The organism is Methanohalobium evestigatum Z-7303 (assembly GCF_000196655.1).
Classification (GTDB): domain Archaea; phylum Halobacteriota; class Methanosarcinia; order Methanosarcinales; family Methanosarcinaceae; genus Methanohalobium; species Methanohalobium evestigatum.
The window spans coordinates 231,483-255,821 of sequence record NC_014253.1 but is presented as its reverse complement, the minus strand read 5'-3'; the positions used below and the strand labels follow the sequence as shown (position 1 = coordinate 255,821).

29 protein-coding genes, 1 tRNA gene and 2 pseudogenes are annotated in these 24,339 nt (G+C 36.6%); 8 read left to right on the top strand and 24 right to left on the bottom strand.

From position 1 onward, the window contains the following. Positions 1-9: 9 nt before the first annotated feature. From dnaJ to METEV_RS01275, 4 genes are all read right to left on the bottom strand, one after another. The gene (gene dnaJ, locus METEV_RS01290) at positions 10-1,143 is read right to left on the bottom strand and encodes a molecular chaperone DnaJ (RefSeq protein WP_013193755.1); all 1,134 of its coding nucleotides are present in this window, start codon (positions 1,141-1,143) and stop codon (positions 10-12) included. A gap of 78 nt (positions 1,144-1,221) precedes the next feature. Continuing rightward, the gene (gene dnaK, locus METEV_RS01285) at positions 1,222-3,072 is read right to left on the bottom strand and encodes a molecular chaperone DnaK (protein ID WP_013193754.1); all 1,851 of its coding nucleotides are present in this window, start codon (positions 3,070-3,072) and stop codon (positions 1,222-1,224) included. A 72-nt stretch (positions 3,073-3,144) separates the two neighbouring features. Continuing rightward, on the bottom strand, positions 3,145-3,759 hold the full coding sequence (gene grpE, locus METEV_RS01280; RefSeq protein ID WP_013193753.1) for a nucleotide exchange factor GrpE: 615 nt from the start codon (positions 3,757-3,759) through the stop codon (positions 3,145-3,147). 190 nt (positions 3,760-3,949) lie between these two features. Further along, positions 3,950-4,375, bottom strand: coding sequence for a hypothetical protein (locus METEV_RS01275; RefSeq protein ID WP_013193752.1), 426 nt, complete (start codon positions 4,373-4,375; stop codon positions 3,950-3,952). A gap of 55 nt (positions 4,376-4,430) precedes the next feature. Between METEV_RS01275 and METEV_RS01270 the strand changes: the two genes are divergently transcribed. From METEV_RS01270 to METEV_RS01245, 6 genes are all read left to right on the top strand, one after another. Beyond that, positions 4,431-5,399 carry an ATP-grasp domain-containing protein gene (locus METEV_RS01270; protein WP_232216870.1) on the top strand — a complete coding sequence of 323 codons (969 nt, stop codon included), beginning with the start codon at positions 4,431-4,433 and terminating at the stop codon, positions 5,397-5,399. Next, the gene (locus METEV_RS01265; RefSeq protein WP_013193750.1) at positions 5,396-6,367 is read left to right on the top strand and encodes a hydantoinase/oxoprolinase family protein; all 972 of its coding nucleotides are present in this window, start codon (positions 5,396-5,398) and stop codon (positions 6,365-6,367) included. The genes METEV_RS01270 and METEV_RS01265 overlap by 4 nt, the downstream gene beginning before the upstream one ends. 17 nt (positions 6,368-6,384) lie before the next feature. After that, complete coding sequence (locus METEV_RS01260; RefSeq protein ID WP_157197247.1) at positions 6,385-7,020, top strand: amino acid kinase family protein; 636 nt, start codon at positions 6,385-6,387, stop codon at positions 7,018-7,020. A gap of 114 nt (positions 7,021-7,134) precedes the next feature. Beyond that, the gene (locus METEV_RS01255) at positions 7,135-7,305 is read left to right on the top strand and encodes an HVO_2753 family zinc finger protein (RefSeq protein WP_013193748.1); all 171 of its coding nucleotides are present in this window, start codon (positions 7,135-7,137) and stop codon (positions 7,303-7,305) included. Between the two features lie 28 nt (positions 7,306-7,333). Further along, positions 7,334-7,603 carry an elongation factor 1-beta gene (locus METEV_RS01250; RefSeq protein WP_013193747.1) on the top strand — a complete coding sequence of 90 codons (270 nt, stop codon included), beginning with the start codon at positions 7,334-7,336 and terminating at the stop codon, positions 7,601-7,603. Between the two features lie 55 nt (positions 7,604-7,658). Further along, positions 7,659-7,730 (top strand) — tRNA-Ala (locus METEV_RS01245). 609 nt (positions 7,731-8,339) lie between these two features. On the opposite strand, the gene METEV_RS12195 is transcribed toward METEV_RS01245, so the two are convergent. The 9 genes and pseudogenes from METEV_RS12195 to METEV_RS01215 form a co-directional block, all read right to left on the bottom strand. Further along, positions 8,340-8,495, bottom strand: coding sequence for a hypothetical protein (locus tag METEV_RS12195; protein ID WP_157197246.1), 156 nt, complete (start codon positions 8,493-8,495; stop codon positions 8,340-8,342). A gap of 34 nt (positions 8,496-8,529) precedes the next feature. After that, a pseudogene (locus METEV_RS01240) lies at positions 8,530-9,597 on the bottom strand (RNA-guided endonuclease InsQ/TnpB family protein); the annotation flags it as partial. A gap of 24 nt (positions 9,598-9,621) precedes the next feature. Next, complete coding sequence (locus tag METEV_RS01235; protein ID WP_049890844.1) at positions 9,622-9,834, bottom strand: hypothetical protein; 213 nt, start codon at positions 9,832-9,834, stop codon at positions 9,622-9,624. A 33-nt stretch (positions 9,835-9,867) separates the two neighbouring features. Continuing rightward, positions 9,868-9,942, bottom strand: a pseudogene (locus METEV_RS12945) (IS607 family transposase); the annotation flags it as partial. A 356-nt stretch (positions 9,943-10,298) separates the two neighbouring features. Next, entirely contained in the window at positions 10,299-10,457 is a 159-nt protein-coding gene (locus METEV_RS12190; RefSeq protein WP_013193746.1) for a hypothetical protein, read from the bottom strand. A gap of 97 nt (positions 10,458-10,554) precedes the next feature. Further along, complete coding sequence (locus tag METEV_RS01230; RefSeq protein ID WP_157197245.1) at positions 10,555-10,902, bottom strand: hypothetical protein; 348 nt, start codon at positions 10,900-10,902, stop codon at positions 10,555-10,557. Between the two features lie 327 nt (positions 10,903-11,229). Further along, a complete protein-coding gene (locus tag METEV_RS01225) occupies positions 11,230-11,727 on the bottom strand; it encodes a DUF6141 family protein (protein WP_013193744.1) in 498 nt (165 codons plus the stop codon). Positions 11,728-11,746: 19 nt separating this feature from the next. Then, positions 11,747-11,974, bottom strand: a complete 228-nt coding sequence (locus METEV_RS01220; RefSeq protein WP_013193743.1) for a PLDc N-terminal domain-containing protein — start codon at positions 11,972-11,974, stop codon at positions 11,747-11,749. A 34-nt stretch (positions 11,975-12,008) separates the two neighbouring features. After that, positions 12,009-13,061 (bottom strand): outer membrane lipoprotein-sorting protein, encoded by a 1,053-nt coding sequence (locus tag METEV_RS01215; protein ID WP_013193742.1) that lies wholly within the window; start codon positions 13,059-13,061, stop codon positions 12,009-12,011. Positions 13,062-13,218: 157 nt separating this feature from the next. Between METEV_RS01215 and METEV_RS01210 the strand changes: the two genes are divergently transcribed. Together METEV_RS01210 and METEV_RS01205 are read left to right on the top strand one after the other, a co-directional pair. Beyond that, complete coding sequence (locus METEV_RS01210; protein ID WP_083810088.1) at positions 13,219-13,467, top strand: DUF2178 domain-containing protein; 249 nt, start codon at positions 13,219-13,221, stop codon at positions 13,465-13,467. Positions 13,468-13,487: 20 nt separating this feature from the next. Beyond that, the gene (locus tag METEV_RS01205) at positions 13,488-13,667 is read left to right on the top strand and encodes a helix-turn-helix transcriptional regulator (RefSeq protein ID WP_013193741.1); all 180 of its coding nucleotides are present in this window, start codon (positions 13,488-13,490) and stop codon (positions 13,665-13,667) included. 120 nt (positions 13,668-13,787) lie between these two features. Here METEV_RS01205 and METEV_RS01200 read toward each other — a convergent pair whose 3' ends face one another. The 11 genes from METEV_RS01200 to ahaH all read right to left on the bottom strand — a co-directional run bounded on the left by METEV_RS01200 (position 13,788) and on the right by ahaH (position 24,255). Then, positions 13,788-15,083 (bottom strand): DEAD/DEAH box helicase, encoded by a 1,296-nt coding sequence (locus METEV_RS01200; protein ID WP_013193740.1) that lies wholly within the window; start codon positions 15,081-15,083, stop codon positions 13,788-13,790. 131 nt (positions 15,084-15,214) lie between these two features. Further along, positions 15,215-15,421, bottom strand: a complete 207-nt coding sequence (locus METEV_RS01195) for a TRAM domain-containing protein (RefSeq protein ID WP_013193739.1) — start codon at positions 15,419-15,421, stop codon at positions 15,215-15,217. A gap of 385 nt (positions 15,422-15,806) precedes the next feature. Next, positions 15,807-16,427 carry a V-type ATP synthase subunit D gene (locus METEV_RS01190; protein WP_013193738.1) on the bottom strand — a complete coding sequence of 207 codons (621 nt, stop codon included), beginning with the start codon at positions 16,425-16,427 and terminating at the stop codon, positions 15,807-15,809. Between the two features lie 20 nt (positions 16,428-16,447). Continuing rightward, positions 16,448-17,875 (bottom strand): ATP synthase subunit B, encoded by a 1,428-nt coding sequence (locus METEV_RS01185; RefSeq protein WP_013193737.1) that lies wholly within the window; start codon positions 17,873-17,875, stop codon positions 16,448-16,450. A 6-nt stretch (positions 17,876-17,881) separates the two neighbouring features. After that, a complete protein-coding gene (locus tag METEV_RS01180; protein WP_013193736.1) occupies positions 17,882-19,618 on the bottom strand; it encodes an ATP synthase subunit A in 1,737 nt (578 codons plus the stop codon). After that, complete coding sequence (locus METEV_RS01175; RefSeq protein ID WP_013193735.1) at positions 19,609-19,908, bottom strand: V-type ATP synthase subunit F; 300 nt, start codon at positions 19,906-19,908, stop codon at positions 19,609-19,611. Before METEV_RS01175 ends, METEV_RS01180 begins: the two co-directional genes overlap by 10 nt. After that, positions 19,908-20,978: a V-type ATP synthase subunit C gene (locus METEV_RS01170; RefSeq protein ID WP_013193734.1), complete on the bottom strand. Its 1,071-nt coding sequence runs from the start codon at positions 20,976-20,978 to the stop codon at positions 19,908-19,910. Before METEV_RS01170 ends, METEV_RS01175 begins: the two co-directional genes overlap by 1 nt. 5 nt (positions 20,979-20,983) lie before the next feature. Next, complete coding sequence (locus METEV_RS01165) at positions 20,984-21,535, bottom strand: V-type ATP synthase subunit E (RefSeq protein WP_013193733.1); 552 nt, start codon at positions 21,533-21,535, stop codon at positions 20,984-20,986. Between the two features lie 105 nt (positions 21,536-21,640). Then, on the bottom strand, positions 21,641-21,877 hold the full coding sequence (locus METEV_RS01160; RefSeq protein WP_013193732.1) for a hypothetical protein: 237 nt from the start codon (positions 21,875-21,877) through the stop codon (positions 21,641-21,643). 25 nt (positions 21,878-21,902) lie between these two features. After that, positions 21,903-23,933 carry a V-type ATP synthase subunit I gene (locus tag METEV_RS01155; RefSeq protein WP_013193731.1) on the bottom strand — a complete coding sequence of 677 codons (2,031 nt, stop codon included), beginning with the start codon at positions 23,931-23,933 and terminating at the stop codon, positions 21,903-21,905. Next, positions 23,926-24,255 carry an ATP synthase archaeal subunit H gene (gene ahaH, locus METEV_RS01150; protein ID WP_013193730.1) on the bottom strand — a complete coding sequence of 110 codons (330 nt, stop codon included), beginning with the start codon at positions 24,253-24,255 and terminating at the stop codon, positions 23,926-23,928. Before ahaH ends, METEV_RS01155 begins: the two co-directional genes overlap by 8 nt. Positions 24,256-24,339: the final 84 nt, after the last annotated feature.

The following is a 24,339-nucleotide window of genomic DNA, read 5'->3' as shown; positions in this document are numbered from 1 at the left end:
AATCACAAATCAGACTTCAAATGCACCTTTTACTTTGTCAAAGATGCTTTTGTCGCCCTTCCTTGCCTTTGATTCATTTTCACCAGCCAGAGTTTCATCAAGTTCTTGTAGAATACGCTTCTGCTCTGATGTAAGATTTGTCGGCGTTTTGACGATGACTTTTACATGCTGGTCGCCATGACCTCGACCGTTAAGATGTGGCATTCCTTTATCTTTCAATCTGAATATGGTATTTGTCTGGGTCTCGGATGGAACCTTCATATTGACATTGCCATACAAAGTCGGAACAGTTATTGTTGTTCCCAATGCTGCCTGTGTAATAGTAATCGGTATTTCACATGCTATGTCATCACCAACACGTTCAAATGTATCATGTGGTTTGACATGGAGCACTATATAAAGGTCTCCAGGTGGTGCTCCCGGAGATCCCTGTTCTCCTTCACCGCTTACTTTCAAACGCAGTCCATCATAAGAACCCGGCGGTACTTTGACCGGTACTTTTGCCGTTCTTTTAACTTTACCAGTACCACTACATGAAGGACATGGAGTCTCTGCCACCTGTCCCTGACCATAGCAGGTACTGCATATAGACGTTGTCATGAAACGCCCAAGTGGTGTGCTTCGGGTTTGTGTTATCTGTCCTCGTCCATGACAGGTTGGACAGTTTTTTACTTTACCATCTTTGGCACCTGTTCCTTCACATTCACCGCATTTTTCTGCTCTTGGCACATCAATTTCTGTATTAAGCCCAAAGGCAGCATCTTCAAGAGTAATGCTTAAATCATAGCGAAGGTCAGACCCTCTGGATGGTCCGCTTCTGCGTCTGCCACCACCGCCGAAGAACATGTCAAAAATATCGCCGAATCCAAAGTCACCGAAATCTGCTGAACCGAATATATCTTCTTCAGTGTATCTGCTATCTATTCCTGAATGACCGAACTTATCGTATTGAGCTCTTTTATCAGGGTCAGATAACACACCATATGCTTCTGAAATCTCCTTGAATTTTTCTTCTGCATCTGGGTCATCACTCTTGTCAGGATGATATTTCATTGCAAGTTTTCTGTATGCTTTTTTTATTTCATCCTGTGAAGCATCTTTTGATACCCCAAGTATTTCATAATAATCGCGCGTGGTGGTCATGCTGCATCCCTCATATTATGTTATAAAATAGATAAAACAACTGTCAGAAAAAGACAGTTGTTTTAAAATGTTTTTAGTTTACTGTTTCTTTTCATCGCTGTCTTCATAATCTGCATCGACAACATCTTCTTCAGATGAACCACCAGCAGATTCTGCACCTTCAGTTTCAGCCTGCTGTTGTGCCTGTTCCTGAGCCTGTTGGTACATCTTCTGGGATACTTCATATATAGCGTTTTGCAGTGTCTCTGTCTTGGATTTTATATCCTCGATGTCATCGCCTTTGAGTGCTTCCTGAAGTTCGGATTTGGCATTTTCAATCTTGGATTTTTCATCTTCGGTTATGACATCTTTTGCTTCTTCAAGGGTCTTATCTGCAGAGTTTACAAGTGTGTCGGCTCTGTTTCTGGTTTCGACTTCTTCCTTGCGTTTCTTGTCTTCTTCTGCGTGTTCCTCTGCTTCTTTTACCATCTGGTTGATTTCGTCTTCGGAAAGTGCACCTGGTTTCTCGATAGTAATGGATTGCTCTTTATTGGTTCCAAGATCCTTGGCACTTACATTAAGGATACCATTGGCATCGATATCGAATGTAACTTCGATCTGTGGGACACCTCTTGGTGCTGCTGGGATTCCTTCAAGCCTGAATCGACCAAGTGACTGATTATCTTTTGCCATTGGACGTTCACCCTGAAGCACATGGACGTCCACTGCAGTCTGGTTATCTTCAGCCGTTGAGAATACCTGAGTCTTTTTAGTAGGTATTGTAGTATTTCTTTCAATAAGTGGAGTCATCACTCCGCCTTCTGTTTCAATACCAAGTGTCAGAGGTGTTACATCGAGCAACAGAAGTTCTTCTGTTTCACCACTAAGTACTCCGCCCTGGATTGCTGCACCTACTGCAACTGCTTCATCAGGGTTGATGTTCTTGTATGGTTCTTTACCGACTACCTTGTTGATTGCATCAGTTACTGCAGGCATTCTGGTAGAACCACCAACAAGGAGAACTTTGTTGATGTCGTTGGCTGTAAGGTTTGCATCTTTTAATGCCTGCTGCATCAGGTCTACGGTTTCTTCAACCAAATCTTCAGTTAACTGCTGGAACTGTGACCTTGAAACATCAATATCAAGGTGTTTTGGCTGACCATTAGCATCGGCTGTAATAAACGGCAGATTTACATTTGTTGTAGTGACACTGGAAAGCTCTATCTTTGCTTTTTCAGCTGCATCTGTTAAACGCTGGAGAGCTGACCTGTCCTGTGAAAGGTCGAGTCCTTCTTCTTCTTTGAATTTTTTAACAAGATGGTTTACAAGCCTCTGATCGAAATCGTCTCCTCCTAGATGAGAGTCTCCTGTTGTTGAAACTACTTCATAAACTCCATCTCCGATGTCAAGGATGGATACATCGAATGTTCCACCACCAAGGTCATACACAAGAATCTTTTGCTCTTCTTCTTTGTCAATTCCATATGCAAGAGCTGCTGCTGTCGGTTCGTTGATGATACGTTTTACATTGAACCCTGCAATTCTACCTGCATCTTTAGTTGCCTGTCTCTGTGCATCATTAAAGTATGCAGGTACAGTAATCACCGCATCTTGAAGTTCCTCACCGAGGTAATCTTCTGTATCGTCTTTCATTTTACGAAGGATTTTTGCGGATATTTCCTGTGGTGTATATTCTTTATCCTGGAGAGTTACCTTGTAATCCTGCTCACCCATGTGTCTTTTGATTGAGTATACTGTGTTGTCAGGGTTTGCAATTAACTGTCTTTTTGCCACCTGTCCAACAAGTAATTCTCCCTTTTTGGAGAAACCTACAACCGAAGGTGTTATACGTGAACCTTCAGCATTTGGTATTACATTGGGTTCTCCACCTTCCATTATCGCCATGCATGAGTTTGTTGTTCCAAGATCAATTCCTATTATTTTTCCCATAATACATTACCTCCAATTTATGTTATTATCCTTATAGATGAGTAATAATTCTATGTTAAATTGATACATCAATTATTCCTGATCTTTGTTGTTATCTTCATTTTCATCTTCTGTTTCAGATTCACTTTTTTTTGAAACAGTGACCATTGCAGGTCTTATAACCTTTGAATTTAGCGCATAACCGGGTTTGCACACATCAACAACTGTATCTTCTGGATTTTCACTTTTTTCAACGTGTGAGAGTGCTTCATGCTTGTAGGGGTCGAATTCTTCTCCCTCACAGATAAGCTTTTCAAGTCCATATTTGTTAAGTGTTGAGTAGAACTGGTTATATACCATCTCAATTCCTTCAATTATGGAATTGGTGTCATTGGTGTTTCTGGCAGATTCCAATGCACGTTCAAAGTTGTCAAGAACCTCAAGTAAATCAATTACAACATTTTCAATGCCGTATTTACGGAGTTCTTCTTTTTCACGTGATGCCCGTTTTCTGAAATTATCATATTCTGCTGCAAGACGTCTATATTTCTGGTTTAAATCCTCTATTTGCTGATTTAATCTTTCGATTTCCTCATCTTTTGATGACATCTCAGATTCTTCATTCAGATTCTGGGACTCAGCACCCTCTGCATTATTTTCTGCTACTTCAGAATTTTCTGCTTCATATTTATCTGATTCCTCTGCCATTTTTATATCTCCAAAAAGTTTATGCGCTATAAGGTTACTATGAATCTGATTGTTTAAGGTTCTATATAAAAGTTTCCCTTGTCACAGGTGCGTTTAAAAATGAAAATAACGATATATATTACAATCAGATTCGATAGCGGGTTATTGTTGTTAGAAGTTCTATATAAAAATTATGTAAAGTAAAATATATTTAAAAACCCTGAACTTGCAATTTATGTGAAAGCAGTTTTATGAGCAACATACTGGCTATCATACAGATGGCAAGTGCAGATATAATTGGTTCCACACCCAGTGCTTCGATACCACCTGAAAAAGCATAAACCATACCACCAAAAAACGACACACTTGCAAAAGTAGTACTTACCGCTACAATACTGCCGCCAATCAACGAACCCATTTGGTCAGCTCCACGTTGTTCAAAAAAAACCGACCCTATAATAAAAATAATTGCAAAGATAAGTAGTAGAGTCCATAGTGGCATAGGTATCGTTCCTTCGGAAAACATATATTTTAAACCGAGTGCTATTCCTATAATAAATACTGCCATTGTAGTGGATATTGTTAATGCTTTAAGAAATGGGTTTTCAGATATAAATTCAGTATTCATGTCTCTCATCACCAAAAAGATATTATCAGACTTATATATATCTATTTTTACAGAATTATAAAAATTGATAAAAGATACGATAAACCCTATATCCGATAATGAGGTCACAGCTATTATGAAAATATTACTGGCAGAATATTCAGTCGGTGCTGGTCTTGGTGGTACATATCTTCTTGAAGGAAAGTGTATGTTGGAAACTATTGCAAATAGCTTCACAAGAGTGGGGCATGAAGTTATTTATCCCTCATCAGATACTGTCATATCGTCAGGATTTCCAGTTGAATCAGATAGCAGCAATTTTGAATACATAATAGAAATGTTGGCAAAAAAATGTGATGCAGGACTTGTTATCGCTCCTGATGAGCTCCTTCCAGTATTAACCCGAATTATAGAAAACAATACAATAAACCTTGGATGCCCTCCTGAAGCCGTTGATAAGTGTGTGGATAAGATTAAATGCAGTGAATTTCTTTCAAAATCAAATATCCCCATACCAAAAACCACCAGAGAAATAAAAAACGGATGGTGGGTCATAAAACCCCGGTACGGCTCTGCATCAGAGAATACATTTGTAACTTCCATTAAAGGTTACAAACCTGAAAACAACTATATTGCTACTGAATATATAGATGGAGAACATGTTAGTGTCAGCCTCATATCCGGTGACAATCAACTCCCGTTAACAGTGAACAAACAACTGATAGATATACCACAAATAAACGATTCAGAAATTAAGTACAACGGAAATTTAACACCATATAGTACATCAAAAAAACAGAAATTATACAACATTGCAGTATCTGCTTCCAGATTACTTGATTGTCGCGGATACGTAGGTATTGATTTTATACTAAATAATGATACTCCTTACATAGTTGATGTGAACCCAAGACCAACCACATCCCTTGTTAGTATATGTAATGTTATGAAAGAGGAGATTGCAGAACTGCTAATTAAAAACCGCTTTGAAAAATTACCCAATTCAGTAGAAATTCATGGGCAGCATTCGTTTTTAAAAGAGGATTTAAAATGAGAAATAGTACTATTGGTATTGATATAGGAGGAGCGAACACAAAAGTTTCATCAAATGATGGAAATTTTACAGAACTTCATTATGTTCCGTTGTGGAAAAATACCGTTTTACCAAATATTTTACAGGAAATTGCCAGAAAAATTGAACCCTACAGAGTAGCTGTTGTTATGACAGGCGAACTTGCCGATTGTTTTGATAATAAACACAATGGTATCAAATTCATAATGGATAGTGTTGACAATGCATTCAATTGCGAGGTGAATTTTGTCAATGTTGACGGTCAGTTTATCAACGATTCCAACAATATAAATCATCTGGCTGCTGCCAACTGGGCTGCTTCTGCCCGTATTATTGGTAATGAAATAGGAAATTGTATATTTGTGGATATGGGGAGTACAACTACAGATATCATACCCATCATTGACGGAAAACATAAAGCACAATATACCGATTTCAAACGGTTGTTACATGATGAACTGTTATATACAGGACTTTTGAGAACAAACATTGCTACAGTAGTAGATAAAATGGATTTAAATGAAGGTTCCTGCAGACCTTCATCGGAACTTTTTGCCACAACTGCTGATGCCTATCTAATGTTAGGCGATATAAGCAGTGATATGTACACCTGTGAACCTGCCGACAATGCAGGTGTTGAGAAAAACGATGCATTGCGCCGATTGGCACGTGTGGTTTGTTCAGATCTTAATGAAATATCAAATGATGACATAGAAAAGATTGCACAAAGTGTTAAAGAAAAACAAATATCCCTTATAAGAGAAGCCATTTCATCAGTTTCAAAACAGTACAATCTGGATAAAATAGTCACTGCAGGAATAGGTGAATATATAATCAAAAACGCTGTAGAACAGCTTGGATTTGAGTGTCTTTCTGTTACTGATATATGGGGACCAAATGTGTCAAAAGTTTTCCCAGCCTATGCTGCAGCAAACATTTACGACTTATAAACGGATGGATTTTAAAGATGAATATTGTTTTAAAATTAGGCGGCAGTTTGATGGACAACATCACTGAAATTGTAAATCATGTGATTGAATACATCAACACTACCTCCGAAGAGATGAAATCTGTTGTTATTGTTCCCGGAGGAGGTATTTTTGCTGATTGTGTCAGGGATATCAGTAAAAAATACCATATAAGCAATGATGCCTCTCATTGGATAGCAATCGCAAGTATGGAACAGTATGCCTATTACATTATTGATAAAACAGGATTGGAAAGTATAGATACATTATCAGAATTATATTCTGGAATAATGGTATTAAAGCCGTATCAGTATTTAAAAAATAACGATGAACTTCCACACGGATGGAATGTTACTTCTGACACTATTGGAGCATGGATAGCAAAAAAACTTGATGCTTCATTCGTAAAGATCACTGATGTAGACGGGATATTTAAAGAACAATCTCTTGTATCAGAAATTAATGCATCAGATATTGACAAATCAGGTCTGTCCTGTACAGATAAGTACATGCCAGAATTTTTAAAAGATAACCGTATGAATTGTTATATTGTAAACGGTTACCATCCAGAAAGAATCACTGCCGCACTAAGGAATAAACCGGTGACTGGAACTTACATCAAGGGGAATATTTAAATTATATACCGCTTATTTAATTGAAAACTGCATAATATATTAAAAAATAATTCAGATTGATATACTATAATCTCATATTGATCCCAAACTAAAAAATAACATAGGAGAGATCTAATGGCAAAACCAGAAGTCAAATACTGTACAACATGCGGAGTACATCTGGCAGAACGTGGGTTTGTACGTTTTCCGTGTCCTTCGTGCTCTACTGAACTTGGTAGATGTATAAACTGTAGACAGCAAAGTAACCCATATACATGTCCTAATTGTGGGTTTGAGGGACCATGAAGTATTTTTATATTCAGAGGTGTAAATAATGGGACAAGTCGCCGCAAAAATTAAAGTAATGCCTGAAAGTGTAGATACCGACCTTGAAGAGCTTAAAAAGAAGATTGAAGAAGCGTTACCAGAAGAGACTGAATTACACGGTACATCTGAAGAACCAATAGCCTTCGGGTTAAAAGCACTTATGCTTGATATTTCTGTAAGTGACAAAGAAGGCGGAACCGAAGAAGTTGAAGAAGCCTTTATGAACGTTCCCGGCGTGGACAACGTTCAGGTAGTTGGGCTTGGCAGGGGTCTTTAAACCCCTAAGCTTTTAAAATTGAATTGCTTTTTTTAATTTGTTTTTAAAATAAAGTGGGCTCGTAGATCAGCGGAAGATCGTTACGTTCGCAACGTAAAGGCCGCGGGTTCGAATCCCGCCGAGTCCATAAAAAATTTTTTAGATTAACCTATGAAATGTTAGGTTTGATAATATAACTACCCTCATGAATAAAACTTGGTTTCAAGTAGATTCACTAACGTGTACATCAAAATTTCCACTTTTGTTGACTAATTCAATCTCTATAGTATTTACAAGATGTAGAGTAGAATAGTAGGTTGCTGAACTGTTTTTAAATGTAACATGATACCGATAACCAGCGGGTGCATAGTACTAAAATCCCTTTTTAAATGGATTTGACCATTTTATTAAGAGGATTACTGTTTTTTCTACACTAACATATTCTTCTGATTCAAGATGATAAGTTATGTTTTTAAATTACTCTTCTCCATAACCATTGACCTTGACAGTTGCTTTATGAGGATATTCATCAGTATTCTCAATCGTATAAAGCGGTTCCACACCTATTATTGCTACTGGCGCAAAGTTCATTATTGCTAATATGGTTAATAAAACTAAAGAAATTGTTAACCTTGTTAATTTTTTTTAAGAATACTCAGCTAATCCACTCCTTAAAAAGTAATATAAGGCTTTCTTTGCTTTTTACACCCATGAAATCCCTGTATTAACCCTAACTTTAGATTATTAAATTGAAAAATCATTTTACAACAAGAGTTGCATTATTGAATTCCACGCTTCCAATCCAGTAAGGTATCCAGATGTTTTCACCAAAATGAGTATGATATACTGCATTAATGGTATAATTTCCCCTGTCAAGAGTAGTTCCCGCACTCCTAAATTTACATAAAATCATGTAAACTTAGGTGAGAAAGTATCATCTTTCTCGTTTAACTCGTTTGCATATTTATTTTCGAGTTATTGTATCTCCAATATGCAATATACAAAGGTTCTTTGAGATTACCTTTGTAGTCCGTGCCAGACAAATGCATTTCTTTTTTAGCAATATTTACAGCGCTGTTTATATCTCTCGAAAGGGCCTGACCGCATTTTTTACAGGTAAAAGATCTTACATCTGGATCCTTCTGTTCTACGTCTCCACAAATACAGCATTTTTTTGTTGTATTTTTCTCATCAACTTTTTTGAATGTTTTTCCTGATTTTTCACAAACCCATTCAATTGTTCCACGCAATTTTGCGATGAGAGTTTGATTTAAGATACTGCGATTTGCTTTTTTATGCGGTGAAACTTCTTTCGATGGCGTATAATCACCCATTAGGATTTTATCGTAGTTTTTGCAAAGATAGTTTGCTATTGTAAACATACCCAACTTTGTCTGTTCTCGTTTGGTATGCAGTGCTTTTTCCAGCGCTTTGTCGTATCTTTTCCAGTTATTACTTGGTTCCCAATACCCTCTTGTTTCACTTATAGGTATAAATTGAGATTTGCGTTTGCAGTTATCTCGTTTAGACATTAAATCATCAATCACGCCATCCCAGTATTTTATCTCGTCTAAATTCTGGAATTCGATTGTATTTCCTCTGTAATCATAAGCTGTTAAGAAGTTCTTATGATTAGGGTCGAGAGCAATCCATTTTTCCACATCTTTTTTTGGAGGTTTTTCTTTTACAACTGTAAATATAGCATAAAATTTCCCCCGTTGTTTCACCAATCTGAATGCTCTTGGTTCACCACCATCAAGTTTTGGTTTCTCATTTAGAGTTCCAACGACTTTTAGTTGTTTGGAATATTTGTCTTTACCTAAACTTATGATTACGGTTTTACCATCTATCTTCCATCCACTTTTTTCTTCATATTCGAGTGAGAACCATTTGTTTTTCCAACTTCTGTGTTGAGGATGTCCTACTTCAGGTATCTGGAAAAAGTTTTCATAAGATTTTGCTAACCTTATCGCCACGTTTTTCAGAACTGAAGAATAAACAGTTTTCAAGAATGGTTTTTCTTCTTTTAAACGTGGAACCTAGTTTCTCAAGTTGTATTTATTGATGAGTTTGTTCTTACCATCATTATACTTATAGTCATATTCGACCATGTCGTAAAGATAATTATATAACCAGTTACATATCTTCGATTGTCCATCGAGGATATTCTCATCTTCACTGGAGAAATAAATCTCCTGTTTTAGAGTGAATGTAACTGTATTTTTAAATTTATCTTTATTCCGAAACGACATTATAACCATCAAATAGTTTTTCGTTTGTCTCCTTAATTTTTTGTTCTTATGACTTCGACTTCCGTAAAGTTTTGCGGAAAAAACCGTGATGATAGTAAGAACATCTTCAACTCATTCGTTTTCGTATGTTTTGTCTTCTGTTTGATTGATTATTTATATTTTAACACTTTTTACAATTATTACATATTGCGTCTAATATTATACAAATTTGTTGCATAATTTGGGAACTGTTTTATTCCCTGTCTTCTGTTTCGAATTCCCTAGTTGACTTAATAGATTCTCCAGGACTTAATTATCTTAAAAAATCGTTTCCCAACTGAGTTCTCTGTATTACTCCACCTACATATTTTATTCTGGACCCATCAGAACCATAGATATGTATATCATAACTGATTTGATGCTTTAATTCCCAAACATTGAATGTATAATTTCCAGTGTTTGTTAAGATAACCTGAGTCTGGAAATCATACCCTTTTTACCTGTTCTTTATCAAGTTTTAAAGTAAAATCAAGTTCTCCATCAGATTGTTTCTCCCACAGACTCAAAATAACAGCTGATAAAACCAACAAAATCGCAACCGAGGTAAGGAGCCAATTGATACTGTTCTTTTTCTTCTCATTCATAAAGCATTTCTCTTATCAAGCAGTTGAATGTGTTAGGTCAACCATATAATACTCCATTTGTATTTGATATCTCTGCCATTGTAATATTCAGTAGTGATCAACGGGCAATATGCTGCAGCCATATTCCGTAGTATTCGTCCTTGTACTTGATATATGTGATACCGTCATCACCTTCTGCAAGAAATTCATCCATTTTGCTGTACTCGGACTCTGTTAATTCAACAATGTCTTTTTTATCAAATGCTTCCTTTAACTTTGGATGCTTATCTAAGTCTTCATCAGAGATACCTGTGTAATCGTCTGGTGTAATATCAGATAGATGGGCAGATACATAATAATCATCTGTAGTTTTCACATAAGCATCATACATGAAAGGTGCAAGAACGGCAAGTGTACCTACCAAAGCCAGTAACAATATGTAGATTCCTTTATTGTCTTCTCCCATGCTATTTACCCCCTCAGTATCAAAATTATCTATTGATGCACCCATTTAACTGCAGAAAATTATAAACAATTTGTCTCCAAACCGTCAAACTGTTACAAACTATAAGATATTCAGTTTGATAATCTGGACATAAAAAATAAATATCCCAAGTTTCATCTGATTTATTTAGAATCCTTATATTAAGCTGACTGTTCCTGATGACCTTATCAGGTAAACCAAACCTAAACATACACTACTTAATTAACAAAAAGCGCTGTAAAATCGATTACTGGATTAAAGTTTAATCTACATATTTCAATCTGATTACAATTAAAAATAAGATTTAAATTAGGTCTTTATCGAATTGCATAGCTCATCCGGTCTCTGAGAACCGATTAACAATTTATTTCCATTTTTAAACTCAAGCAGTACTCCACTATTACCACTTACATTGTAAGCTTTAGTTCTATCCTTGAATTTATAGCGTATTCCCCAACCTCCATAATCTTTAAGAGCACTGTAGGTTATTAATTTGAAATTTTTTATATCGCCAAAACTGTATTTTCTGTATAATAGATGAAATGGAAAATATCGGACATATATTCCGTCTTCATATACCCTTGTTTCAAGTTTGTTAATATAGAACAATACTGGTAATATCACACCAAACACAATTAATAAGATTACCAACCCCAAGTCGGATACTGGATTGGACCCTATTTCTACAACATAGACAAATTGCTGGATAGCATTATACCATGCAAATACTGCAATACCCAGAATTATAAAAAACATCCAAGTATTACGAAAACTTTGTGTCTCCTGAAAAAGTAAGTTATGAGCCATAATAACTACACCTCCCTAATCATTCATCAAATTCTGCTTTTCGTTTTGGTCTTCTTACAAAATAGTATATCAAAGCACCTATAACCTGCGTAAAAACAATGATTATAATCCAAACTACCTTATCATTACCCTGACTTGGTTCTTTAGTTGCACAATCTATAAGCATCCAAATCCAGAATACAGTTGCTAATATTCCTATAAGGATAAAAATTAACATATAAAATGGAAATCCCATCGCACCAAACAATTTCTTACCTCCTAAAAAAAGAATGATATAATTATTATTCAACAGGCTCTAATGATTCTGCTATTTTAATCATTTCTCTTTTATCAATCTCATTATCTCTTTCAAGCGGTGGATTCAACATTATTGTATATTCTATATTGTTTTCACTCCACTTAAGATGTTTAGAATTGGTAGATTCAAAGTAATTCCCTTTTGTAGTTCCGATTGTTGTGTTTTCCTGACCAGCCACCTCTGGTTTCTGACTGGATTCATAGGGCATCTGCACAACCGCAAGAACACTTCTCATGACATCATTTTCATAATAAATCACAACTGAGGATGTGCTCGGAGTATACTGTACATGGTCAAATTCAAATTCATCTGGTACATATGATGGCTTTTTTAGTTCATAATCAACGCTATTTTTCACTTCCTCAAGAGTTACAGTTTGAGGTGCAGATTTTTGTTGTTCTATAACTTTCGCGTTTTTAGGTGGTTGATATTCAAATTTCTTATCAGAAATTCCTGTGTTGAATCTGAAATTTTTAAATGCTGCACTGATAACAATTTTCTCATTTTTATACAATTCATATTTAACAGGTGACCAATTATCAGAATTAATCCATAATTTTGTGCTATCTACTGGAAAATCAGAAATGGATGATTCAAATACAAATTCCAGAATATAGGTTTTATTACCATTAATTGTTTCAGTTCCCTGTAACACTGGTTTGTTGTTTTCTATAATTCTTTCCATTAAAGAATAATACGTTAATGGATTTTCTTGGAATACATTTGATATGGGGTCTGGATTTCTTGTAACTACGTCATGTTCGGAATCATAGGTCAATATATTATTTCCATTATTTACTACAACATACATTAGATCCTCATAGGATTTTTCTATAATCATTTTTCCTTTTCCTGATGATTCATAAAACATTTCAATCGTTACATTATTTACCTCCTCATACTCAGACGAATTTAGAATTATTAAATAGGAATAATCATTAGCGGATTCAAATTTTTCAATTGTATTGTTTACAACTTCTTTTTCAGACGGTTCTGGTTGTTCTGTACATCCTGTAATCAATAATACCGAACCCATTAATAAGAATACTATCATTAGCTGTAATTTAGACGTTTATAGTCCTCCAGTAAATTTGGTTTATAAAGTTTATAATTTAAAATAGCATGTATATAATGGTATACATTTTGTTAGGTTATCACCTAACGCTATCGTAATAAATCAGAAACACTGAAAAATAAAATTTAGTTTATACATCCAGGTCAGAAAGAAAAAAGGAGTTGTAGAAGATGAAAGAGTTTATCGTATTGCTGAAAAAGCCAGCCATAAAGCCCTGACCTTTATAATTATTCTGGAAGGTGTACTGATGGCAGGTATCGGTGTCACTAAATCAAATATTCAGGCACAACCTGTGGTATCATTTCTGTTTGCTATTACAATGCTTATCTATGCTGGATTCTATTACTGGTACAAGAGGCATATGTAATTATTTGAGAAGGTAACATAATGAAGAACAATCTAAAAGTCTGGATAGCAAAAAAAGACATCACACAGGAGTATCGTGCTAAAGAAATGGGTGTGACAAGGCAGACAATCAATGCTATAGAACGAGATAAATACGACCCAAGTATACAGCTGGCTTTTAAACTGGCAAGATTTGAAGACTTTTTCTTTTATGAAGAATAAAGTTATCTTGGCTCTGTAGAAATCCAATTCTGAAATGATTTGATTATAAAGGTTTTCTACAGTGCCACTTTAAGTTAAATGATATTTTATTTAATAAATACCTAAAATTATCCTATTAACTTATTTAAATTCATCAGACAGCATTACTTTTACAAGACCAGCAGCAACATCAATGGATGTGTAATCTTCCTCCAGTAGGTTTTCTACCCAATGGACATATTTACCAAGATGTCCAGAGTCAATTGTTTCTTTCACCTTCTGAGACAGCATATTTGCCCTGAAGTCTTCGACATCACTTTGTGAAGGTATTCTACCACTGTGTATTTTTGTTTGGGTATATTTCTGGATGTCTTTAATTTTGTAAATTTCTTTACCGAATGCAAATGTAAAAGCTTTACCCTGTTTTCCAGCTCTACCTGTTCTTCCTATCCGGTGTACATAGGATTCTTCATCCTGTGGTACATCATAGTTAAAAACCACTTCGATATTTTCGACATCTATACCCCGGGCTGCTACATCGGTTGCGACAAGTGTCTCAATTTCTCCATTTTTGAAATTGGACATTACTTTATCTCTCTGTTTCTGCTTCATATCCCCATGGAGACCGTCTGCCAAATAGCCTCTTGTTTTAAGAGTTTCTACAAGGTTGTCTACTCCTTTTTTAGTATTACAGAATACAAGAGATGATTTTATATTATAAAAGTCTGTTAAACGGCACAATGCTTCTGGTTTTGACCGCTCTTTGACCTCAAAATATGTCTGCTCTACCTGCGGGACTGTCAGTTTTTTATGAACCGTTTTTATCAATTCCGGATTATCCTGATATTTCTTGGTCATTTTCATTATAGGTCCGGGCATTGTAGCTGAGAAAAGTGTAGTCTGTCTTTTATCAGGTAGTTTACTAAGAATTAACTCAATATCCTCTCTAAATCCCATATCAAGCATTTCATCTGCTTCATCAAGCACCGTCATTTTAACATTATCAAGACTCAGAGTATGGCGTTCCATGTGATCCAGTATTCGTCCTGGTGTGCCTATTACTATCTGTGCACCTTTGTTTAGTGCCTTGATTTGTCTTTCAATAGGTTGACCACCGTATATAGGTAGTACTTTTATTTTCTTGTACCTTGCAAGTTTGTTCAGCTCATCAGCAACCTGGTTTGCAAGTTCTCTTGTCGGACATAGGACGATAGTCTGTACTTTTTTGCTATTCCTATCCACCTTTTCAAGTGCCGGTATTCCGAATGCGGCTGTTTTTCCTGTACCTGTCTGTGCCTGTCCGATTACATCTCTCCCCTGCATAATATAGGGAATTGATCGTGCCTGTATCGGTGTAGGTTCTTCATAACCAAGGTCTTCAATTGCTTTTTCTATGTCCCTTGATAAATTTAATTCGTTAAATGTTGAGATTTCCATAATAAAATTCCTTACAAAATAAATAAGGTAGGTTTGCTGGTACTTTAAATTTAAACCGCTAAACCAAATGTACCAGATAAAATAGAAAGTCCAGTACAACTGGAGTTCCATTAAATTATTCAAAAACTGTTTTATGCGGCTAATTCTGCAAATGCAAACTTTTGCATCACTTTGGTAACTTTAATTGTTACTTCATCACCGACTGAGGTATCCGGTACAAAAATAACAAATCCATTTACTCTGGCAATTCCATCGCCTTTACTTGCAATATTTTCTATTTCTACATCATACATTTCTCCAGACTGTACTGGAGCAATTGATTCATTTCTGTCAAACAAAATCTTCACGTCCTTGTATTAAGCTAAAAGATTAAACTATGTTAAAAAACATAATGGAAAAACAGTATGTATAAATAACATGACACCATTTAATACCTATACGTTTAACCAAATTACTAATCTCTTAAAGCCATCTTCTTTATACTTTAAATGTATATAAGGGTTTTGAAAAGTCCGCTTTTAAGTTAAAAAATTAAAAAAAAGTATTAACTCAGAATAAGATAAACAATAATCATAAAACCGAATATCATCATTATCAACGATATTAACCAAGCCCATCTAAACACCCTTGCCTTATTTTCCGGCTTGAGCAGATAGGAAATAAATCGATCGGCCAGTGTTGGCCGAGTTGAAGATTCAAGATTGGATTTCATGTTTACAAAATTCAGGATTTTTTAATCTTTTTGAGCCTGAATGTGCCTTCTCTTTCCATTTCATCAAGACGCAGTTTGATGAAATCACGGGCTTCTTTTAGTTCAGGTATTACCTTGAACTCTAAAGCATTGACACGGCGTTTGGTTTTTTCAATCTCTGCAAGAAGCCTTTTCATGGTGGTTTCCATCTCTGCAGCCTGAATTATCTTTTCAACCAGTGTTTCATAGGCATCTGTTGCCTCATCTATATAAGAACTGGTTCCCAGTATACCATATCCACGCTGATTTATGGGTTTGCGTACACTGGAAGACTCAATCTTTGGTACAACAACACCCATTATATTATTGCTCTGGAGATGGATTTTGGGATAATCCTTTAAAGAGAAGGCAGTAGAGTTAACAGTAATAGTTCCCTCAACAGATTTAGCTATACCTATTTTACTATTGGCATCCTTATAGGCATCATCCAACTCGGATCGTACGTCCTTTGCCTGATTGAGGATATCAAAAAATTCCAGAATAAGACCATCTCTTTTTTTCTTCAAAAGCTTATGGCCGTCTTCTGAAAGTTTAATCTTCTTTTTGATTTCAAGAAGTTCTGACCGAGTTGGTTTTACATCTTCTACTGCCATTATTAACCACCTGTTCTTATTTATTGCTCACCAGATACTTCCTGTTCTTGTGGCTGGTATTCAGACTTTGATGTTGTCTGTTTTGCAGGGTGGTATTTTTCAATGATTTTATCATCAATTCTTGTAAGCTGTTTGATCGGAAGCTCGGAAAGAATATCCCATGATATATTCAAAGTGTCTTCTACACTTCTGTTTTCATCTCTACCCTGTCTGACAAACCGATCTTCAAAATGGTCGGCAAATTCAAGGAACTTTCTATCTCTTTCAGACAGTGCTTCTTTACCAACAATAGCTACAAGACCTCTAAGGTCTCTACCTTCTGCATACCCTGCATAGAGCTGGTCAGATACCTTTTTGTGGTCGTCCCTGGTTTTACCTTCTCCTATACCACTACCCATCAAGCGGGACAGCGAAGGCAATACATTAATCGGTGGATAGATTCCCTTTCTGTGGAGTTCTCTTGAAACCACAATTTGTCCTTCGGTAATGTATCCAGAAAGGTCTGGAATAGGATGTGTAATATCATCACCAGGCATGGTCAGAATTGGAATCTGGGTTACAGACCCTTTTCTACCCTTTATAACACCTGCTCTTTCATAGAGAGATGCAAGGTCTGTATACATATATCCCGGATAACCCTGTCTACCAGGTACCTCTTCACGAGCAGCACCCATCTGACGAAGTGCTTCTGCATAGTTTGTCATATCCGTAAGGATTACAAGTACATGCATATCATGCTCATATGCAAGGTATTCAGCTGCGGTAAGAGCCATTCTTGGTGTAATCATACGCTCGACTGCAGGGTCATCAGCATGGTTAAGGAATACTACTGCCCTTTCAAGTGCTCCTGTTTTCTCAAAGTCATCCATGAAAGTCTGAGATTCTTCATGGGTAATACCCATTGCCGCAAAAACAACAGCGAATTCTTCTTCAGAACCCAGTACTGTCGACTGTCTTGCAATCTGGAGTGCAATTTCATTATGAGGAAGTCCTGAACCAGAGAAAATTGGAAGTTTCTGCCCTCTGACAAGGGTATTGGTACCATCTATTGTAGAGATACCTGTTTGAATGAATTCTTCAGGAGGTCTTCTGGAATACGGATTCATTGCTGCTCCATTGATATCCAGCCGTTTATCCGGTACAATGTGTGGTCCTTCATCCAGTGGTTCACCTGAACCTGAAAGGATTCTTCCAAGCATGTCCTTTGATACTGGAAGTTTGATGGTTTCACCGGTGAATACTACACCAGCTGAATCATTAAGACCTCCTGTACCTTCAAAAACCTGTACAACCACTGTATCTCCAGAGGTATCAAGAACCTGTCCTCTTTTTGTGGAACCATCTTCTGTATTAATCTGAACCAGCTCTCCATAGCCAACCGGTTCGGTTTTCTCGAGGAAAATCAAAGGACCAGAAATTTGGGTGATTGTTTTGTATTCTTTAGTCATTGTTTATTATCCTCCAATCTGTGAGAATTCATCATCCATCTTGGATAATACTTTGTTGAGTGCACCATCGAAATCTTCTTCATATCTTACTTTTGCAAGTTCATCCTTTGATTCCATAGCCATGATATCATTTATTGAATACCCGGCTTCAAGTTTTGAATTTGCTGTTTCAGAGAACTTGTGAATTGCCTGAACTAACTTATACTGTTTGTAGAACGGACAATATCTATCGATTTCATGGAATGCATTCTGCTGAAGGAAATATTCCCTGAACATACGTGCTACTTCAAGTTTTAGTTGTTGACTCTCGGGAAGTGCATCAGATCCCACAAGCTGTACAATTTCCTGTAGTTCTGATTCTTCCTCAAGAATATCCATTGCATAATTTCTGAGATCTATCCAGTCTGATGCCACATTCTCTGAAAGCCAATCAGACAAACTTTCTGTATAAAGACTGTAACTTGTAAGCCAGTTGATTGCAGGGAAGTGGCGCCTCTGAGACAATTTGGCATCAAGTGCCCAGAAAACCTTCACAATACGTAATGTGTTCTGAGTTACAGGTTCAGAGAAATCTCCTCCAGGTGGTGATACTGCTCCTATCACTGTAATAGAACCATCGTAACCAGAATTGGATTTTACATATCCTGCTCTTTCATAGAATTCGGACAGTCTTGCAGCCAGATATGCTGGATAACCTTCCTCACCAGGCATTTCTTCAAGACGGGATGAAATTTCTCTCATTGCTTCTGCCCATCGTGAAGTAGAGTCAGCCATTAATGCTACATCATATCCCATATCTCTGTAATATTCAGAAATAGTAATTCCTGTATAAACAGATGCTTCTCGTGCAGCAACTGGCATGTTGGAGGTATTTGCTATGAGTACAGTACGTTCCATCAGAGGACGCCCAGCTTTTGGATCTTCGAGTTCTGGAAATTCATCAAGAACGTCTGCCATTTCGTTACCACGTTCTCCACAGCCGACATATACAACAATATCGGTATCACTCCATTTTGCAAGCTGCTGCTGAGTGACTGTTTTTCCAGACCCAAATGGTCCTGGAATAGCGGCTGTTCCTCCTTTTGCTACAGGAAACATTCCGTCAAGAATCCTCTGACCGGTCAACAGTGGTTTGTCTGGTTTGAGTTTTCTTTTTGTTGGACGGGGAGTTCTTACCGGCCATTTTTGCAGCATGGAAAGCTCTTTTCCATTTGATAGTACACAGACAGTTTCATCTACAGTGAATTTTCCACTATAGATATCACTGACAGTACCACCCTGCATATTAGGAGGTACCATGATCTGATGCTCAAGATTTGGAGTTTCCTGAACAACTCCAATTATATCTCCAGGCTCTACCTTGTCGCCTTTGTCAACAATGGGTTTAAATTCCCACTGTTTTTCACGGTCAATACCGTTAGCGGTAGCACCTCTTGCAATGAAATCCCCCATTTTATCTTGGAGTACCTGAAGGGGTCTCTGGATACCATCATAAATGCTTTCCAGCAATCCTGGTCCGAGTTCAACTGATAAAGGTAATCCTGTATTTTCAACAGGTTCTCCGGGTTTTATACCGGATGTATCTTCATATACCTGAATTGTTGATTTATCACCTTCAATTTTAATTACTTCGCCCATTAATCCTTCGTGGCCGACTTTCACCACGTCATACATTTTTGGTCTAATACCTGTGGCTATAACTACAGGTCCTGAGACACGATAAATTTCACCTTTTACTTCCACAAGTCGACACCTACCGATTGTTTTATTTTTTCTCTTAAATTAGAACTTTGACCAGTACCACCAAGTGTTACTACTGTTGGTTCTACTGATTCATTGAGTTTGTCTCTCAAATTTTGAGGTAATTTATTAAAATCATCATCATGCATTACTAAAATACCTACTTCAGGGTCTTTTATTACTTCTTTTACTGCAGATTCAAGGTTTTCATCACTGACTTCATGTATCTTTCTGATACCAGCCAGCCTGAACCCTGTCACAAACTCACCATTACCTACAACGGATAGTTCCATCAAATCACCAACTGTTTTCTGATTACTTCCTTATCAAGACCTGCTGATTTACCCCGAATAATTATCCTGAGGTTATCAACTTCTATTTTCTTATTCAATATGTAATCCATGATTGGAACTATTGATAGTGGATAAACATGTGATATACTGGATGCAAATTTCACATTTTGTTTTAGAAGTTGAGTTTCCAGGTCTATCAAAGATTCCATCTCAGAACTTACTACATCCGAGAAATTGTACCAGTACGAATACTTATCAACTGCACTTAAAAATTCATCAAACGAAAGTGGCAATAGACTCTCTATGTCTTTCATTTTAACTCTATGTCCACCTTCAATCATCAGTTTCCTGGTTTCTTCAGGTTCTATGCCTGACATTTTCAACCTGAACAGTGTCCTAAGGTTTTTAATATCAATTTCAGTTCCAACAAACTCTGAAAAAATTCGACTATTTTTAGATTTAAGTTTAGATACTGATATGAAAAGGTCTTTATAGTATTCTTTTTCAAGTTCATTTTCAATATCAGATAAATTGGTTCCATCATACTGTTTTAATATGGGATAATATTCTGTATTTTCTAATGTTGATATAACATCAGTATAAGAATCTTTGTTTGCAAGATCTGATAAAAAGTCAAAACTGTATTTACCAGCTGAAATTATATTTTCCTCGATTTTATTAGGAGACGCATTATAATGTTTTCCACGCAGTATTGTTTTGAGACTCCATACATCATATCTTTTTAGGTATTTGCTTAAAAGGTAGTTTGGTTCCCCTTCGGCCATATTCAATACTTTTGTAAATGTTACTGCAAGATTACGGTTAAGTGCATGTTCTATTAAATCTGCACCACTATACTGTCTTGCCAGTACATCAATATCCTGTTTGTATTCCAACTCTTCAATTGTTCTGGTGATTTCATCAATGCCCATATTCAAAAATTTGGAATATGTATCAGCTGGTAAAAGCTTGCTTTTCATTGCACGAACGCGTGCAGTAACGTACGAATAATTAGAAGTCCGAAGGTTTTCTCCTCCACTTTTACGTCTTAGTTTTGAAAAAAGATGCATGGAGATCACCCGAATAGAATATCAGATATTTGTTTTAATGATTGATCATATACGCTTTTTAGAATTGTATCGTAAGTATAATTCAGTCTAACAGAACCATCACTGTTTTCGATGACAATACCACCGATACAATCTATATTTCCAGCGTACTCAAGTGATGATAATTTTTTTACAATTTCTTCGGATTCCTTATTTGAATATACCCTGGTACCGTGTTGCTCATATTTGTCTATGAGAGATTTTAGCAATTCTTCATTCTTTGATGGTGATAAGTTTGAAACTGAATCAACTGCTTTGTTATATACTTCATCGAGTATTTCCTTACGTGCGTTAAGTTTGACACGTTTAACTTCCAGATTCGCACTGGAAATTTCCTGTCTCCTTAGACGCTCAATTTTTGCTTCTGTTTCTGCGAGCCGGTCACCCTTGATTTTTTTTGCTTTTTCCTTGGCATCTTCGATTATTTGAGCTGCCTCAGTATCAGCTTCTTCTTTCTTTTGGGCCGCTTCGGCATGTGCAACATCCATTATATCGTTTACTACTGTTTCCAGACCCATACTCTCACACCCTAATAAATTAAAGAGCAAAAAGTAAAATAGAATGCTCTTTAATTTTCTTGTTTTATTTCTGGCTTACATCGGTTGAATTTTATCCATCGACGATTAAGCACCGACGATCAAAGCAACAACCAAACCGAAAATGACAATGGTTTCTGGAATTACAGTCAGAATAAGACCTTTACCAAAAAGTGATTCATTTTCAGCCATTGCACCAACTGCTGCACTACCAATATCTTTTTCTGCAATACCGGTAGCAATTCCTGCAAGTCCGACTGCAATTCCTGCTCCTATTGCTTTATATCCTGCTGGGTCTATCATTGCGAATTGTTCTGCTGCCATTATATTATTCCTCCTTTTTTTATATTTACTCTGTATATTTTCTTATACGTCCAAATGGATTGTATTTTTTGCCCCCGCCTTCATAGAATTTTGTAAAGAATTCGACATACTGCAACCTGAGTGCCTGCAAACCGGGGGCTATGACACCCAGTACTGTATTAAGAGCATGTCCGAATATAAATACGAGTATTGAAAGAATTGCCAACAATATAGATGTATCGGGACTTAGCATTACAAATGCTATCTCGTTGACAATATAAGCTATATAGATTGATGAAAGTCCTACTGCGGCAATACGAGCGTAAGACAGTACATTGCTGAGGAGCGAAGGGAGTTCTACTGCCCCTTTAACACCTTCTCCCTTGAAAAGCATTGCAAAGCCGATTATGAACACAGCAAGGCCTATTATTGTTGTAGGCAAATATTCAAGGAATCCAAGTGCCGCAAGGACCACTCCTAATTCAATTATTATCCAACTACCTTTCTCAAGTATAGCGTCCATCAAACCATGGTTTCTGTATACATTGACCATGCCAAGTACATAACCAATGTTTATTTGAATTATACCCAATACAGCTGTCAATACAATTAGTGTCAATACCGCATCAGGTCTATGGAAGGGGAAAGACACCATTTCATTGGTAAATGGGAATTCAAACAGATAGATTGTTTCAAACCCTGGGATTAATCCCGACAGGAAACCATGCCCATGGCTTTCAAAGGTCACACCAAACAACTCATAAAGCGGTTCTGGTGACCAAGGCGGCACTCCTGCATGGGTAGTACCCAGTGAAATACCAAAGACTTCTCCATAGAGAATACCAAATATGAAACTAAATATTTGACAATAAATTAATACGTTCATCACAGGTTTCAGTGATTCCATATTAACATATTTCTTGATACCGAAAGCAGCAGCAAGGATTACGAGTGCATATCCCACATCACCAAGCATCATCCCATAGAACAGGGGTAATGCTATAAATATCAAGCTTGTGGGGTCAAGTTCTTTGTATCGTGGACGCGAATACAGGTCCATTACTGTTTCTAACGGTTTTGTAAGTTTAGAATTATTGTATTCAGTTGGTGGAATTTCTTCTTCAGAATACTCTTCATGTTCGTCAGATTCTTCAGACTCCACAATGGAAACATAAGCATGGCCATTGGTAGCTTTATCAAGGGATTGAACCACTGTATCATACTCATCATCTGGAACCCACCCGTTAATTACGAATGTGTTCTCAGAAGTAGCCATTTTCAGTGGTGCTTCAGCCTTTTCAGCCTCCATTGAGAGTAATTCATCACTTGCAAGTATAAAATTGGAATACTGTTCCTTAATGGATTCAATTTCTTCATCAATGGACTCAATCTTTTCTTCAATTGATTGTTTATCCCCTTCAAATTTTGACAGTATATCCTTTGGAACACCACTCTTTTCAGGTATTCTGAGCTCTTTGAACGAATAATCGGACAGTATTTTTGAAACCTGGCCTACATAATCTTTGTATACAAATAATGCTATAGCATTCCACTCTGGATCTTTCCAAATTTCATATAGATTTGTTATACCTGAAATATCGGTTTCAAGGCTGTCTATATTTTCTTTAACAGTGCCTGCAAAAACCGATATATTCTCATATCCTCTATACAGGTCAAGGTCAAGAGGTATATTGGAAAGCGGTTGCAAATCTTTCTTAAGATTTTCAATATCTTTTAATTTGCTTTCCAGTTCACTCCTTTCCTCTGTTTTTTCAGTTATTTTACTATCAAGCTCATTCAACCTGTCATCAAGGTTGCTCCAAACTTTATCAGCGTCTTCACTTACGCTTTCATCACCCTTGACACCAAGGTAATTTGACAGAGATCTTATTTTTACAAGCTTTTTAGATATGTCTTCAGCACTCTCAAAGGGCTTACCAATTTCTAGGCCAGGTTCTTCTTCATTATAATCTTCAATGTGGTATACATTGAGATTATGTAATGTTTCCACTGTATCTTTCATTATATTTTTGTGGCCTACTATAAGTACCCGGCTCATTGGTTTGGGTTCAAGCATTTGTGATTGCCCTCTCGAACTCTTTGATTAAGTAATCAACAGCTTTATCTTCGTTTTCTCGGGCCTTTTGTTTAATTGATTCGGCCTCATTTTTACCATCTTCGATAATCTTTGCATTTTCATTACGTATTTTTTCTTCTTCAGACTTGTACGAATTGTTTGCTGATTCTTCAGCATCCTTTTTGGCCTGTTTGATGATTTCATCAGCTTCAGCCTTTGCATTAGAGATGCGTTCATTTTTTTCTTTGACGCTCTCCTCCACAGTTTTCTCCGCACTTTGTTCTGCCTCTTTGATCTTCAATAAGACGTCATCTTTGGCCATGCAAATCCTCTTTTGTTATTTTATATATCTAAATAGTTATCAATCCTAAATAATAAACCTGAATATAAGTTATTCGGTTTAAAT